At 70.8% G+C, this 14468-nt stretch carries 15 protein-coding genes; 10 read left to right on the top strand and 5 right to left on the bottom strand.

All coding sequences use genetic code 11. The features are described 5' to 3' along the window. The first annotated feature begins 90 nt into the window (after positions 1 to 90). A complete protein-coding gene (gene nudC, locus ABZT74_RS12025) occupies positions 91 to 1038 on the top strand; it encodes an NAD(+) diphosphatase (protein ID WP_355864921.1) in 948 nt (315 codons plus the stop codon). A 6-nt stretch (positions 1039 to 1044) separates the two neighbouring features. Here the strand turns inward: nudC and ABZT74_RS12020 are convergent, their stop codons facing one another. Further along, positions 1045 to 1287: a mycoredoxin gene (locus ABZT74_RS12020; protein WP_081219297.1), complete on the bottom strand. Its 243-nt coding sequence runs from the start codon at positions 1285 to 1287 to the stop codon at positions 1045 to 1047. A 170-nt stretch (positions 1288 to 1457) separates the two neighbouring features. On the opposite strand from ABZT74_RS12020, the gene ABZT74_RS12015 reads away from it, so the two are divergent. From ABZT74_RS12015 to ABZT74_RS11995, 5 genes are all read left to right on the top strand, one after another. Next, positions 1458 to 3710: an ATP-dependent DNA helicase UvrD2 gene (locus tag ABZT74_RS12015; RefSeq protein WP_356434464.1), complete on the top strand. Its 2253-nt coding sequence runs from the start codon at positions 1458 to 1460 to the stop codon at positions 3708 to 3710. Between the two features lie 164 nt (positions 3711 to 3874). After that, positions 3875 to 4201: a hypothetical protein gene (locus ABZT74_RS12010; protein WP_356166491.1), complete on the top strand. Its 327-nt coding sequence runs from the start codon at positions 3875 to 3877 to the stop codon at positions 4199 to 4201. A gap of 170 nt (positions 4202 to 4371) precedes the next feature. Continuing rightward, entirely contained in the window at positions 4372 to 4740 is a 369-nt protein-coding gene (locus ABZT74_RS12005; protein WP_355864832.1) for a WhiB family transcriptional regulator, read from the top strand. Continuing rightward, positions 4737 to 5060: a hypothetical protein gene (locus ABZT74_RS12000; protein ID WP_355864829.1), complete on the top strand. Its 324-nt coding sequence runs from the start codon at positions 4737 to 4739 to the stop codon at positions 5058 to 5060. The genes ABZT74_RS12005 and ABZT74_RS12000 overlap by 4 nt, the downstream gene beginning before the upstream one ends. A gap of 133 nt (positions 5061 to 5193) precedes the next feature. Continuing rightward, entirely contained in the window at positions 5194 to 5418 is a 225-nt protein-coding gene (locus ABZT74_RS11995) for a hypothetical protein (protein ID WP_356166494.1), read from the top strand. A 10-nt stretch (positions 5419 to 5428) separates the two neighbouring features. Here ABZT74_RS11995 and ABZT74_RS11990 read toward each other — a convergent pair whose 3' ends face one another. Together ABZT74_RS11990 and ABZT74_RS11985 are read right to left on the bottom strand one after the other, a co-directional pair. Further along, entirely contained in the window at positions 5429 to 6838 is a 1410-nt protein-coding gene (locus ABZT74_RS11990) for an AarF/UbiB family protein (protein WP_356166497.1), read from the bottom strand. Next, entirely contained in the window at positions 6831 to 8021 is a 1191-nt protein-coding gene (locus ABZT74_RS11985; RefSeq protein ID WP_356166500.1) for a TOMM precursor leader peptide-binding protein, read from the bottom strand. Before ABZT74_RS11985 ends, ABZT74_RS11990 begins: the two co-directional genes overlap by 8 nt. A 216-nt stretch (positions 8022 to 8237) precedes the next feature. Between ABZT74_RS11985 and ABZT74_RS11980 the strand changes: the two genes are divergently transcribed. From ABZT74_RS11980 to ABZT74_RS11965, 4 genes are all read left to right on the top strand, one after another. Then, a complete protein-coding gene (locus tag ABZT74_RS11980) occupies positions 8238 to 8834 on the top strand; it encodes a M48 family metallopeptidase (protein WP_356166503.1) in 597 nt (198 codons plus the stop codon). 146 nt (positions 8835 to 8980) lie between these two features. Beyond that, complete coding sequence (locus tag ABZT74_RS11975; RefSeq protein WP_356434338.1) at positions 8981 to 10663, top strand: TerD family protein; 1683 nt, start codon at positions 8981 to 8983, stop codon at positions 10661 to 10663. A gap of 11 nt (positions 10664 to 10674) precedes the next feature. Beyond that, entirely contained in the window at positions 10675 to 11355 is a 681-nt protein-coding gene (locus ABZT74_RS11970) for an AIM24 family protein (RefSeq protein ID WP_355864811.1), read from the top strand. A 16-nt stretch (positions 11356 to 11371) separates the two neighbouring features. Continuing rightward, complete coding sequence (locus tag ABZT74_RS11965; protein ID WP_355864808.1) at positions 11372 to 12127, top strand: AIM24 family protein; 756 nt, start codon at positions 11372 to 11374, stop codon at positions 12125 to 12127. Positions 12128 to 12279: 152 nt separating this feature from the next. On the opposite strand, the gene ABZT74_RS11960 is transcribed toward ABZT74_RS11965, so the two are convergent. Next, positions 12280 to 12801, bottom strand: a complete 522-nt coding sequence (locus ABZT74_RS11960; RefSeq protein WP_356434336.1) for an NUDIX hydrolase — start codon at positions 12799 to 12801, stop codon at positions 12280 to 12282. Beyond that, on the bottom strand, positions 12798 to 14279 hold the full coding sequence (locus ABZT74_RS11955) for a zinc-dependent metalloprotease (RefSeq protein WP_356434333.1): 1482 nt from the start codon (positions 14277 to 14279) through the stop codon (positions 12798 to 12800). The genes ABZT74_RS11960 and ABZT74_RS11955 overlap by 4 nt, the downstream gene beginning before the upstream one ends. Between the last annotated feature and the right edge of the window lie 189 nt (positions 14280 to 14468).

The raw sequence follows: 14468 nt of genomic DNA, 5'->3' as shown, positions 1-14468 counted from the left end.
CCGATCCCCACCCTCATGGGCGCTGCACACGCCCGTCCCGCTGAACCGCCCGCCGAAATAACCGTTCCACCGGGGGAGTTGGAAGCACCCGTGACCACCTGGACCGACCACAGCGCCGACCGTCCCATCTCGCTCACGGCGCCGAGCGGCATCGACCGCGCCGCCCACCACCGGCTCGACGAGGCCTGGCTCGCGGCGGCCTGGAGCCACCCCACCACCCGCGTCTTCGTGGTCTCCGGCGGTCAGGTGCTCATCGACGAGACGGCCGACGGCACCACCGAGCTCCTGATGACGCCCTCCTTCGAGGCCCCGCTCACCGAGGCGCACCGCTACTTCCTGGGCACGGACGACGACGGGGTGAGCTACTTCGCGCTCCAGAAGGACGCGCTGCCCGGCCGTATCGACCAGTCGGCCCGCCCTGCCGGGCTGCGCGAGGCGGGACTCCTGCTCTCTCCCCGCGACGCGGGACTGATGGTGCACGCCGTCGCGCTGGAGAACTGGCAGCGACTGCACCGCTTCTGCTCCCGCTGCGGCGAGCGCACGGTCATCGCCGCCGCCGGTCACATCCGCCGCTGCCCGGCCTGCGGCGCCGAGCACTACCCGCGCACCGACCCGGCCGTGATCATGGCCGTCACGGACGACGAGGACCGCATTCTGCTCGGCCGCCAGGTGCACTGGCCCGAGGGCCGCTTCTCCACGCTCGCGGGCTTCGTCGAGCCGGGTGAGTCGATCGAGCAGTCCGTGCGCCGCGAGGTCTTCGAAGAGGCGGGTATCACGGTCGGCGACGTCGAGTACGTCGCCAGCCAGCCCTGGCCGTTCCCCTCCAGCCTCATGCTGGGCTTCCTCGCCCGCGCCACCTCGTTCGAGATCAACGTCGACGGCGAGGAGATCGAAGAGGCCCGCTGGTTCTCCAGGGAAGACCTGCGGGCCGCCTTCGAGTCCGGAGAGGTCCTGCCTCCCTACGGAATCTCGATTGCGGCCCGCCTGATCGAGCTCTGGTACGGCAAGCCCCTGCCGATGCGGGGGACCGCCGTCTGACGTCTCTCAGACGCCGATCTTCTGCTTGACCTGGGCCAGCGAAGGGTTCGTCAGCGTCGAACCGTCCGGGAAGAGAACGGTGGGGACCGTCTGGTTCCCGCCGTTCGCCTTCTCCACGAACGCCGCGGACTGCGGGTCCTGCTCGATGTTGATCTCGTTGTACGTGATGCCCTCGCGGTCCATCTGGCTCTTCAGCCGACGGCAGTAACCGCACCACGTGGTGCTGTACATCGTCACAGTGCCCTGCATGTCCAACGGCTCCTTCACGGCTTCGGGTGCTTGCTCGCTGCCAGTGGAACGCAAGCGGCCGGGCCGCCATTCCCGCCGGGGGTATCCCCACACCCGACTCCCGTCCGGGCTCCCGCCCGCCCGTCGACCCGGCCCGTGCAGTGACGCCTGTCGCATTCGTACGACTGCGGGTGCCTCCCTGTGGACAACCGGCTCACCCGTCTCTGTGGACCTGGCAGCATGGCGGGGTGACAGCAGCAACGCACTCCACCCTCTTCCCGCAGGTTCCGGACACGGCCGACGCGGTGCTCGACGGGCTCGACCCCGAGCAGCGCGAGGTCGCCACCGCCCTGCACGGTCCGGTGTGCGTCCTGGCGGGCGCCGGCACGGGCAAGACCCGGGCGATCACCCACCGCATCGCCTACGGAGTGCGCGCCGGAATCCTCCAGCCCTCCAGCGTGCTCGCCGTCACCTTCACCAACCGGGCCGCCGGCGAGATGCGCGGACGGCTGCGCCAGCTCGGCGCCGGGGGAGTGCAGGCGAGGACCTTCCACTCCGCCGCGCTGCGCCAGCTCCAGTACTTCTGGCCGAAAGCGGTCGGCGGCAGCCTGCCCCGGCTCGTGGACCGCAAGATCCAGCTCGTCGCGGAGGCGGCGGCCGCCTGCCGCATCCGCCTCGACCGAGGAGAGCTGCGGGACGTCACGGGCGAGATCGAGTGGTCCAAGGTCACCCAGACCATCCCCGCCGACTATGCGGCGGCCGCCGCCAAGGCCGGCCGCGAAGCCCCCAGGGACCCGGCCGAGATCGCCCAGATCTACTCCGCGTACGAGGACCTGAAGCGCGACCGCGCCGTCATCGACTTCGAGGACGTCCTGCTGCTGACGGTCGCCGTCCTGCAGGACCGCCACGACATCGCCGAACAGGTCCGCTCCCAGTACCAGCACTTCGTCGTCGACGAGTACCAGGACGTCAGCCCGCTCCAGCAGCGGCTCCTGGAGCTGTGGCTCGGCGAGCGGGACAGCCTCTGCGTGGTCGGTGACGCCAGCCAGACGATCTACTCGTTCACCGGTGCAACTCCTGACCACCTGCTCGACTTCCGTACCCGTCACCCCGGAGCCACCGTCGTCAAGCTGGTCCGCGACTACCGCTCCTCGCCCCAGGTCGTCCACCTTGCCAACGGGCTGCTCTCCCAGGCCCACGGCCGGGCGGCCGAGCACCGCCTCGAACTGATCTCCCAGCGACCGCCGGGAGCCGAACCCGTCTACGCCGAGTACACGGACGAGCCCGCCGAGGCCGAGGGCGCCGCCCGGCGGATCCGCGACCTCATCGCCTCCGGCGTCCCCGCCGCCGAGATCGCCATCCTGTTCCGGACGAACTCCCAGTCCGAGACCTACGAACAGGCGCTGGCCGACGCCGGTGTCCCCTACCAGCTGCGGGGCGCCGAGCGTTTCTTCGACCGCCCCGAAGTGCGCAAAGCGGGATCGGCCCTGCGCGCCGCGGCCCGCTTCGGCGGCAACGACGCACTGCTCGACGACGCCGACGACCTGCCGTCGCAGGTGCGGGCGGTGCTCTCCGGCGAAGGCTGGACGACCCGGCCCCCGGCCGGCTCCGGTGCGGTCAGAGAGCGCTGGGAGTCGCTGGCCGCCCTGGTGAACCTCGCGCAGGACTTCGCGACCGCCAAGGCAGGTGCGACCCTCTCCGACCTGGTGGCCGAGCTCGACGAACGGGCGAACGCCCAGCACGCCCCGACCGTTCAGGGCGTCACCCTCGCCTCCCTCCACTCCGCCAAGGGGCTGGAGTGGGACGTGGTCTTCCTGGTCGGTGTGGCCGAGGGCATGATGCCGATCACCTATGCAAAGACCGATGAGCAGGTCGAGGAGGAACGCCGCCTCCTGTACGTGGGGGTGACCCGGGCCCGCGAGCACCTCTTCGTCTCCTGGGCGCTGGCCCGATCACCGGGTGGCCGTGCGGGCAGACGCCCCAGCCGGTTCCTGGACGGTCTGCGTCCGGGCTCCGTCGCCACGGCCGGACGGGGCGGCGGCGGTGGGGCCGGAGGCATCGAGCGCGGAGTCCGTGGTGGAGGCGCCACCGCCGTCGGGCGCAGAAGCCGCACCCCGGCGCGCTGCCGGGTCTGCGGGCGGACACTCACCGATGCCGGTGAGATGAAGCTGATGCGCTGTGAGGGCTGCCCCTCCGACATGGACGAGGGGCTCTACGAGCGGCTGCGCGAGTGGCGTGCGGTGCAGGCGGAGCGCAGTGGACAGCCGGCGTTCTGCGTCTTCACCGACAAGACGCTGATGGCGATCGCCGAGACCGCGCCGGACGACGCGGGAGAGCTCGCCCGGATCCCTGGCGTCGGTGTGCGCAAGCTCAACCGCTTCGGGGCCGATGTTCTGGCCATCTGCGCAGGTCGTGAGGTCGGGGAGGAGCACGAGAGTGACTGATTCAAACTCGTCGAAAAAATAGTTTGCGCATGCCCCAGCAATCCCCATAGGTTCTTAACCACGGCAGCAGCGGCCTTCTCCGAGGCCCTGGTTCCGTGCTGTACTTAATAACCGTCGGGTCGGCTCACGCCGATCCCCCAAGACGCCGAGAGGAGGCGATTCCAGTGATCAGCATCAACACCAGCTTCATCAGGACCGTGAAAATGACCGATCTCTCGGCCGTCGTCTCCACCTGCTCGCTCGGCGTCTCGAACGTGGCCACCGGTCTGTCCGGCATCAGTGCCGGCCGTCCCGTGTCCTCCGTGTCTCTCGCGGGTCTTCCCATCCGTGAGCGCAATGAGCGACCGACGCAGGCACTGGAAGCGGCAGTAGTGGCAGAGGCGCATGCCTATGCCTTTGCGGCAGCCGGTGCCGGATCCCTGAAGCAGACGCAGCAGCACCACACGATGTGGGCCTTCCGTGGGCCTGAACCCTGGAGTGATCCAGCCTGATTCGATCAGGCCGGCGCCTTCAGGGCCGCGGAACCCCACCCGGGATCCGCGGCCCTTCTGTTTGTCCCCGACCGGGGACGACAGAGCGAAGGGGCCTCGGGACAAGAGAACCCGGTACCAGCCGCCAACCGGCCGACCCGGCCGGCACGACCAGACGAGGAAAACCAACCGTGCAACTCGAAGCGCACGCCCCGTCCGTACCGCCTTCCGACACGATCCCCCCGCCCGGCTCCACGGAGGACTCCACCTTGATCCCGCTCACTGCGCTCACCGCGCTCGACGACGCCATCGAGAACCTCGGCGTACCCGTCCCCTGCCGTTCGTACGACCCGGAGGTCTTCTTCGCCGAGTCGCCGGCCGATGTCGAGTACGCCAAGTCGCTCTGCCGTACCTGCCCGCTGATGGAGGCTTGCCTCGCCGGCGCCAAGGAGCGGCGTGAGCCCTGGGGCGTCTGGGGTGGCGAGCTCTTCGTCCAGGGTGTTGTCGTGGCCCGCAAGCGGCCGCGTGGCCGCCCGCGCAAGAACCCGGTTGCGGCATGAACATCCGAGGAACGATCGACCGCCCCCTGACGAACGACCCCAAGAAACAGGCCCCGATGAAGCCGTCCACGAGCGAGCCCGCCGGCTCCGCGACCCCAGACTTCACTTCTCACGGCGCGAACGCCTCGCGTCAGAACAGGACCCGAGAGATGCAACTCATCCCAGAAGCCCTGGCTCGTGCGCATATGCACGAGCAACTGCACCAGGCTGAGCAGGAACGCCGGGCCGTGCGCCTGGCGACCGCTCGCCGCATGCAGCGCCGGGCCGAGCGCGCTTCGCTGCGTGCCCGCCGTGCGCTGGCCATGGCGGTCATGCAGTAGTCGACCCCGGTCGCTCTGACAGCCGCAGCAGTTGCAGGCACATCCACATCCTCGCGGGGGCCGGTCCGGTCGGACCGGCCCCCGCGGTGCGTTGTGCGAGGCGATCCGCGGACCGCGGGGATATCGTCGCCGGGTGACGAGTCTTCCCGGGGACAGTGACAGCACAGGTCCGGCACCGCGGTCCGACGCGGGCGGGGACCACAGAATCGTGTGCGCCCGCTGCGGCACCGGGGCCGACGGCCCCCGGCCGACGTGGAGCTGCTCCGTCGAGAACGGCACCCGCCACTACTTCTGCGACACCTGCTCGCGCAGCAACCTCAGAGCGATCGAGGGCCGCCTCGACTCGGCCTGGTGGTAGCCCGGCCGGCTCAGGCCTCGGCGGCAGGCAACTCCTCGTCCAACTCCTCGGCGGCCTCGTCGTCGTCCGCGTCCTCTGTCTGCTCCGCGTCCTCATCCACCGGAACGAATCCCGGCAGCCACTCCTCCAGTTCGTCGCGCAGCCGCACCGTCGCGCCGAGCTGACACAGGACGCCGATGGTGCTGAGCGTCACCCGGTGTATCAGGAGGTACGACGGCGGCAGGTTCAGCTGCCGGCCCAACTGGTGGGCGGGGGACCGCGGATCGGCGATCCGGGCGGCCTGACTGCGCATCCAGCCGCGGGTGAAGGTGAACGCGTCGACCTGCGCCGGTTCGATGATCGGCACGAGGTAGTCCAGGACCGCGTCCGGGTCGAGGTCTATCGACTCCTTGACGAAGCCGTCCTCGCGGAGCAGTTCGTAGACCCCCTCCGCGTCGCCGTCCAATGTCATTCGGAGGGAGTCGCCGATCGTCTGCGGCAGGCCACCCGGGAGCCGGTCCACCGTGCCGAAGTCCAGGACGCCCAGACGCCAGCCACTCTCCTCGTCCGGCAACAGACGGAAGTTCCCCGGGTGCGGGTCGGCGTGCAGCAGACCCGTGCGGGCGGGGCCGGAGAAGAGGAAGCGGGCCAGCAACTGGCCGGCGCGGTCGCGCTGCTCCTCGGTGCCGTCGGTGATCACCTCCGACAGCGGTACGCCGTCGATCCACTCGGTCACCAGAACCTGGTCGCACTGGTGGACCACCGCGGGCACCAGCACGTCCGGATCGTCCGCGAACTCCTCCGCGTGCGCCGCCTGGGCCTGCGCCTCCAGGCCGTAGTCGAGCTCTTCGGAGACCCGGTCGCGCAGCTCCGCGATGAGCGGCTTGATGTCCATGCCGGGGATCAGCGGTCCGAGCAGCCGGGCGAACCGGCTGAGCTGGGTCAGATCGGAGAGCAGGGCGTCCCCCGCTCCCGGGTACTGCACCTTGACGGCGACCTCGCGCCCGTCGTGCCACACCGCCCGGTGCACCTGGCCGATCGAGGCCGCCGCGGACGGCTTGTCCTCGAACTCCAGGAACAGCTCGCCCCAGTCCGCGCCGAGCCGCTCCTCCAGCACGGAGTGGACCGTGCGCGTCGGCATCGGGGGCGCCGCCTCCTGGAGTTTCGTCAGCGCCGCCCGGTACGGGCCCGCGACCTCCTCCGGGAGTGCCGACTCGAAGACGGACAGTGCCTGCCCGAACTTCATCGCGCCGCCCTTGAGCTCCCCGAGGACCTTGAAGAGCTGCTCAGCGGTGCGCTGCTGGAGCTCGCGGCCCACGAGCTCCGCGGACGCCCCGCCGATGCGCTTGCCGAGTCCCCAAGTCGCACGCCCGGCGAAGCCGAGCGGCAGCGCGGCGAGTTTGGCAGTACGGGTTACTGCCTTCCGGGGAAGATCAGACATGCGCCCTCCAGGTCCCAGCAAGCCCTGCCGCGTGCGACTGTTGCCCTGCCATTGTCGCGTGCGGCTCCTCGTCCTCGGAGGCCCGCTCCCCTTTTGTTTTCTCAGCGGCTCCGCAAGGGCATCCGGGATGGGCCCAGATCGGCTTCGCATGCCAGTCGCAGCCCGGTAGAGACGCCTCCCAGCGGACCCCTGCGGCGGAGGGCGCATCCCCGTCCAGGAAGGCGAGCGCATGGCTCGCGGCCAGTCCGGCGACCGCCGCGGCCAAGGCCAGATCACACGCGGGCACCCGGCGCTGCCGCCCGGAGCGCCACTGCGCCACCAGACGCGGCCAGGTCGGATCCCGGTCGGTGCGCACCTGGTCCAGGCAGCCCGCACAGCCGGTGTCACCGGGCAGCACCAGGGGCCCCACGACCCCGGTCGCCTCGACGACCCCGGCGTACAGATGAGGTGTTCCCGAGGAGATCAGAGGCTCGGCGGAGACCGGATCGGGTGCGTGCACGGACAGGGCGTCCCGGGGAGCGAGGATCACCAGGGACAGTCCGCGGGTCGCTTCCCCCTCCCGCTCCCTGGAGGTCGACCGGGGCGAACGGTCCGGGGCCGCACGCCGCACCGCCCGCCGGGCGGCGTCCTCACGGCGCTCACCGATCGACTCGACGGGCAACCCGCCCGGCGAGACGTCCCCCGGCTCGACCCGGCCCAGGTCGCGCACCTGCACCTCGCCCACCCCGGCGCCCGCGAGCAGCGCGGCCAGGACGACCCCCACCCGGCCGGCGCCCCGCACCTGGACCCGTAGGGCACGGCGGGCCGCGAGGCGCTCGACGGCCCCGCCCGGCTCGCGAGCGACGAGGGAGAGCGAGGCGAGATCGGGCCGTATCCGCTCCATGACCTCCTTCTTCTCCCGCAGCGCGGCCGCGGCCGCGCCGCCTCCGGTCGCGTCGTCCAGCAGCCCCGAACGGGCCAGCCGGTCCACCAGACCGTCGACATGTCCGTCCGGCAGGCCCATCTCTCGTCCCTGCTCGCGCAACAGCGGCATCCCGCGCGTTCCGTCGAGCAGGTCGAGGAAGCTGCCGGTCGCCGTGTCCATCGGGCCCAGCACCATCGCGTGCGCCGGCGCCATGCCGAACTGCACCGTGTTGAGATCCCGCCAGGCGCGCCGCAGCGCGGGCTTCACGATCGGATGCATGACCTACCCCCGTAGACCGTAGTACGTCCCCGAATGTCCGCCGGGTGCTCCCGCAGCGCGGACCGAATGCCAGCATGCCGGGCCCGTCCGGACGCCGCCGAAAGTTGTCCACAGGCGGCATCGTTCGTCGTACAAATCGAACACGGGGGGTGTGGATCTACACCGAACCGTCCCGGGGACGGGACTTCCCCCATGTGCAGCGGGTAACGTCGGGGCGTGCCCGCCGACCCACTGCACCGCGCCGCAAAACCACAGCGCAGCACGACGAGCCCGCCGCCGAGCGGTTCGGGGGCGAGCGCGATCGAGGTCCGCAGGAGCGCCCGTCGGCGCAGAACGGTTTCCGCGTACCGCGAGGGCGATCGCACCGTCGTGCTCATCCCCGCCCGCATGTCCGAGGCGGAGGAGCAACGCTGGGTGACCGTCATGCTCGACAAGCTGGCCGCGCAGGAGAGTAAACGGGTGCTCGGCGACACCGAGCTGTCCGAACGCGCCGAGCGGCTGTCGGCGCAGTACTTCGATGGCCGCGCGCGCCCCTCGTCGGTCCGCTGGGTCACCAACCAGAACACACGCTGGGGCTCGTGCACCCCCTCCGAGGGCAGCATCCGGCTGTCGCACCGGCTCCAGGGCATGCCCGAGTACGTCGTCGACTACGTCCTTCTGCACGAGCTCGCCCACCTGCTCGTTCCCGGCCACGGGCCGCGCTTCTGGCGTCTTCTGGAGGCCTACCCGCGCACCGAGCGGGCCCGCGGCTATCTCGAAGGGGTCGTCGCGGCGGACCGGCTGCCCCGGATGCCGGCCACGGGCGACGAATAGGGCCGTCCGTCCTTCGGCGGAGACCGGACGGCACCCCGCGGCGGGGGCGATTGTGTACCGGGTCTGTACCGGCTGAGTCCAGTCCAAGATTTTGCCGTTAGCCTGACGCGACGCACTCGTATCGGGATGGGGGACGGTCGTTACGCATGGCCAGGGAATTCCAACGCGGCCACAAGGCCAAGATCACTGACCTCACCGCGGGCACCGATCTGTACGTAGGTGTGCAGATCGCCGGCCCCGGACTGACCTTCGACATCAGCTGCTTCGGGCTCGACGCCGACGAGCAGCTGTCCGACGACCGGTACTTCGTCTTCTTCAACCAGCCGAAGTCCCCCGAGGAGTCCATTCAGCTGCTCGGCGCCCAGTCGGGTGACACCGAGTCCTTCCGTGTCACCCTCGACCGGATCCCGGCGCAGATCCAGAAGCTGTCGTTCACGGCGACCCTCGACGGCGCCGGACAGATGTCGCAGATCGCCCCCGGGTACCTGCGCATCGTCGCGGGCGGTGAAGAGGTGGCCCGGTACGCGTTCAGCGGCGCCGAGTTCTCCACCGAGCGCGCCGTGATGCTGGGCGACTTCTACCTGAAGGACGTATGGCGGTTCGCCGCCGTGGGACAGGGCTTCGACGGCGGCCTCGACGCGCTGCTGAAGAACTTCGGCGGCGAGGTCGCCGAGGAGGAGCCCGCCGCGCAGCAGCCGCAGTCCGGCGCCGCTCCGTCCTTCGCACCGCCCGCCTTCGGGGCACCCGCACAGGCCCCGGCCCAGGGGTTCGCGCCGCCGCCCGGTGCCACTCCGCCGGCCCCGGCGCCCGCGCCCTCCGTGCACCACGCGCCCACCATCGTGGCGCCGCTGCACGCCCCGGGCGGAGCCACGGTGCCGCCGCCGGGACCCGCTCCGTACGCGCAGCCCCCCGGCCCTCCCGGTCCGCCCGGCCCGCCGCCGGGCTACGGCCAGCAGCCGCCCGGCCAGACGGCCCCGATGCCTCCGGGCTACGGGCAGCAGGCGCCGAGCGCGCCTCCCGGATACGGCCAGCAGCCTCCGTCGGCACCGCCCGGCTACGGTCAGCAGCCGCAGTACGGGCAGATTCCGGGCCAGGCGCCCGGACCGCACCCGGGGCAGCCCGGCGCGCCCTCCCCCTACGGCGTTCCCCAGGGATCTCCGCAGGTCGGAGCAGGGGTGGCCGCGGCGCTCGGTGCCTTCAAGGAGACGCCGACCGGTCAGCGCTGGACTCCGCAGAACAAGAAGCTCATCCGTGTCGACCTCGGCGTCGGCGGTCAGCCCGTGCTGGCCCGGCAGGGCAGCATGGTGCTCTATCAGGGCAAGGTCGACTTCAGCTACAAGGGCGCCGGATTCGCCGGTCGGCTCGTGGGCAACGCGACCGGCCAGGAGATGCAGCTGATGCGCTGCACCGGTCAGGGCCAGGTGTTCTTCGCCGAGAACGCCACCCATGTGCACCCGATCGAACTCCAGGGTGACGCGATCTGTGTCTCCGCGGAGAACGTGCTCGCCTTCGACGAGTCCCTGCAGTACGAGGTCCGTCGCATCGAGGGGCACGGCATTCCCGGTGGCGCGCTGTTCACGATGCAGTTCCAGGGGACCGGCACCATCGTCGTCAAGACGCACGGCGCGCCCGTCGTCCTGCCGGTGACGCCCACGACCTTCGCCGACTGCAACGCCGTCGTCGCCTGGTCCGCGGCCGCCCAGGTGATCGTCTCCAGCCAGGTGCGGATGCGCCGGAACGCCTACCCGGGCGACACCGGCGAGAGCGTGAACCTCCAGTTCCGTGCCGCGCCCGGCAGTTTCGTCGTCGTCCAGCCGTACGAGGTCTGAGGGAGCCCGTCATGAACCAGCCATTCGCGGGCTTCGCCCCTGCACCCGTCACCGCGCGCATGGAGAACCACGGCAGCCACATGCTGAAGGTCGCCATGCAGAGCGGAAACGACCTCTTCGCGCGCGTGGGCTCGATGGTCGCCTACGAAGGGTTCGTCCAGTACGAGCCCAACCCGCCCGCCGTACGCCAGATCGCGCGCGACTGGATGACCGGCGAGGGCGCGCCCCTCATGAAGTGCTCCGGCGACGGCCTGCTCTACCTGGCCGACTACGGGGCGGACGTCGTCGTCATCAACCTCAACGGCGACGCGATCTCCGTCAACGCCACCAACCTGCTCGCCTTCGACACGCAGCTCACCTGGGGCGTGGAGCGGGTCAAGGGGCTCGCCAAGTTCGCCGGACAGGGTCTGTGGAACACCAAGATCTCCGGCCAGGGCTGGGTCGCGCTGACCTCCCGGGGCAAGCCCATCGTCGTCGACTGCGGCGGCGGTGAGGACGAGACGTACGTCGACCCGGACGCGCTCGTCGCGTGGTCCCCGAACCTCAAGGTGAAGGGCAAGCGCAGCTTCAAGGCGCAGTCGCTGATCGGCCGCGGCAGCGGCGAGGCGTACCAGATGGCGTTCTCCGGTACCGGCATCGTCGTCGTGCAGCCCAGCGAGGACAGCACCGACCGCCTCCGAGTCCGGGGCTGAGGGGGAACAGGACACCATGCAGAGCCCGATTTTCGGCTACAACGACCAGCAGACCCAGGACCGCTACAGCCTGCAGAACTCGCAGATGCTCCGCGTCGTCCTGGAGGGGCACGACGACATCCTCGCCCGCAAGGGCACCATGGTCGCCTACCAGGGACTCGTCGAGTTCGACGCCGAGTACCAGAACAGCGGCCAGCACCGCGCGCGTGCCTACACCGGCGAGGGGCTCGACCTGATGCGCTGCCACGGGCAGGGCACGGTCTACTTCGCCAACCTCGCCCAGCACGTGCACGTCGTCGACGTGGACCAGGACGGTCTCACCGTCGACAGCAGCTATGTGCTCGCGATGGACTCCGCGCTCCACCACGAGGTCATCGCCGTGGACAGCCAGTACGGCATCTCCGGCTCGGGGAAGTACCAGCTCAACATCACGGGACGCGGCAAGGTCGCGCTGATGACCTCCGGGATGCCCCTGATGATGCAGGTGACCCCGGACCGCTACGTGAACTGCGACGCCGACGCGATCGTCGCGTGGTCCACGAGCCTGCGCGTCCAGATGCAGGCCCAGACCCACTCCTCCGGCGTGTGGCGGCGCCGCGGCAACACCGGTGAGGGCTGGGAGCTCAGCTTCATGGGCAACGGCTACGTACTGGTCCAGCCCAGCGAACTGCTGCCGCCGCAGAACGCGGCGATCGGCCAGGGGCTGCGCGCCCAGTACGGCATGGGCCAGCAGGGTGTCCAGGCGCAGAACCAGGGCAACGCCTGGAGCTGACCGCGGACGGTCCGGCCCGCAGCAGCGGCACGGAACGAGACGAACGGCGTAAGGGGCGACCGCCTGAGTGGTCGCCCCTTACGCCGTTCGTCGACGTCCGTCCCTCCCGCGGTACCTCCGGTCGGCCCGGCAGGCCCCGTCAGGGCGAGGGCTCACAGCCGGGCGCGGGCCGCCTCCACAAGGCGTACGACCGACGCGTCGGCCACCTCGGAGACCTCGTCGTACGAGAACCAGCGCAGGTCGAGGGACTCGTCACTGATGGCCTCGACCGCGTCGGACGGGGCGAGGGCGACGTACTGCACGTCCAGATGCCAGTGGCACGGAGCCGGGATGGCGTGCCGGTCCAGCGTCGCGGGGCCACCCGGTGCCAGGGTCAGCCCCCGGATGCCCGCCTCCTCGGTCGCCTCGCGCAGGGCGGCGGCCGCCAGCGTCGCGTCGCCCGGCTCGCAGTGGCCGCCCATCTGCAGCCACATCCGGAGCTTGCGGTGCAGCGTCAGCAGAACGCGGCCCCGCTCGGGGTCGATGACCAGGGCGCTCGCCGTGATGTGCCCGGCGTGACACGACTTCCACGTGCCGTCCGGGTGCTCGGCCAGATGGTCCAGGTAGACCTGTCGGAGCTCGTCCTGGCCCTCGTGACTCTTCAGTACGAGGACCGCGTCGTCGTGCAGGCTCACTCGGTGCCGTCGCCCTTTGCCTCGCCCTTTGCCTCGCCCTTTTCGTCGCCCTTGGAGTCGTCGTTCTCGGCGTCGGCGGTCTCCGAGGAGGAGTCCTTCGTCAGATTCGGCTTGCCGGCCGAACCGCTCGCGGCCTCGCCGAGCATCTTGTCGAGCTCGGAGAAGTCCATGTGCTCGCGGTGCACGAAGCCGTCCGGGTCGTCCAGGTCGGAGGCGGTGGGCAGCATGTCCGGGTGGGCCCACAGGCCGTCCCGGCCGTCCACACCGCGCGCGTCGGTGAGCGAGGCCCACAGGCGCGAGGCGTCCCGCAGCCGGCGCGGACGCAGCTCCAGGCCGATCAGAGTGGCGAACGTCTGCTCGGCGGGACCGCCCGTGGCGCGGCGGCGGCGCAGCGTCTCGCGCAACGCGTCGGCCGACGACAGGCGCGGCTTGGCGGCCGCGTGCACGACCGCGTCGACCCAGCCCTCGACGAGCGCGAGCGCCGTCTCCAGACGGGCGAGCGCGGCCTTCTGCTCCGGCGTGTCCTCCGGCTGGAACATGCCCTGCTGCAGCGCCTGCTGCAGCTCCTCCGGGTTCTGCGGGTCGAACTGGCCGACCACGTCCTCCAGCTTCGCGGTGTCGACCTTGATCCCGCGCGCGTAGCCCTCGACAGCGCCGAACAGGTGAGAGCGCAGCCACGGCACGTGCGCGAAGAGGCGCTGGTGGGCGGCCTCGCGCAGCGCGAGATAGAGCCGCACCTCCTCCTGGGGGACGCTCAGGTCCTTGCCGAAGGAGGCGATGTTCAGCGGGAGCAGCGCGGCCTTGCCGACCGGGCCGAGCGGCAGGCCGATGTCGGTCGAGCCGACGACCTCGCCCGCCAGGACGCCCACGGCCTGCCCGATCTGCGTGCCGAACATGGCACCGCCCATGGAGCGCATCATGCCGATGAGCGGGCCCGCCATGGCCTGCATCTCCTCGGGCAGGACATCGCCCATGGCCGCGCCGACGCGCTCGGCGACCGGGTCGACCAGCTCCTTCCACACGGGGAGGGTCGCCTCGACCCACTCGGCGCGGCTCCAGGCCAGCGCGGAGCCCGCGCCGGACGGCAGCGACGTCGCGTCGTCGAGCCACAGGTCGGCCAGACGCACCGCCTCCTCGACGGCGAGCCGCTCGGCGGGGCCGACGCTCGCGTCCTTGGTGCCGTCAGAAGTCCCCTGGGAGACCGTCTGGCGGGCGATCTGCTTCGCCATGTCCCAATTCACCGGGCCGCCCTCGTACGAGAGCATCTGGCCCAGCTGCTGGAACGCGGCGCCGAGATCATTGGGGTTCATCGAGCCGAACATGGCTGCGAGGGGATTGTCGGCTCCGGGACCACCGGCACCTGGCCCGAAACCGAAAGGTCCCTGGCCACCGCCGCCCTGCTGGTCCTTCTTCTTGCCCTCGTCGCCGTTCTCCGGCTCCTCCGGCGGAAGGCCGAATCCGAATGGGGTGTCACTCACGGGATTCCTCGGCTGGTAAGGCCGCCGGGTTCGTTCCGACGGCGGCTGCCCACAACACCACCCAGCGTAGACACCTGAACCCGATCGGGCCTCGGTGCTTCGCCGACTCGTCGCCTGCGGCAGGATGGATGCCACCTGGTAGGGGCGCGTCACGCGCGTCCGTTACTGAAGACAACCGCTGGAGACGCC

It is taken from the genome of Streptomyces sp. NPDC005302 (genome assembly GCF_040607345.1).
Classification (GTDB): domain Bacteria; phylum Actinomycetota; class Actinomycetes; order Streptomycetales; family Streptomycetaceae; genus Streptomyces.
This window is presented reverse-complemented; position numbering and strand designations above follow the sequence as displayed.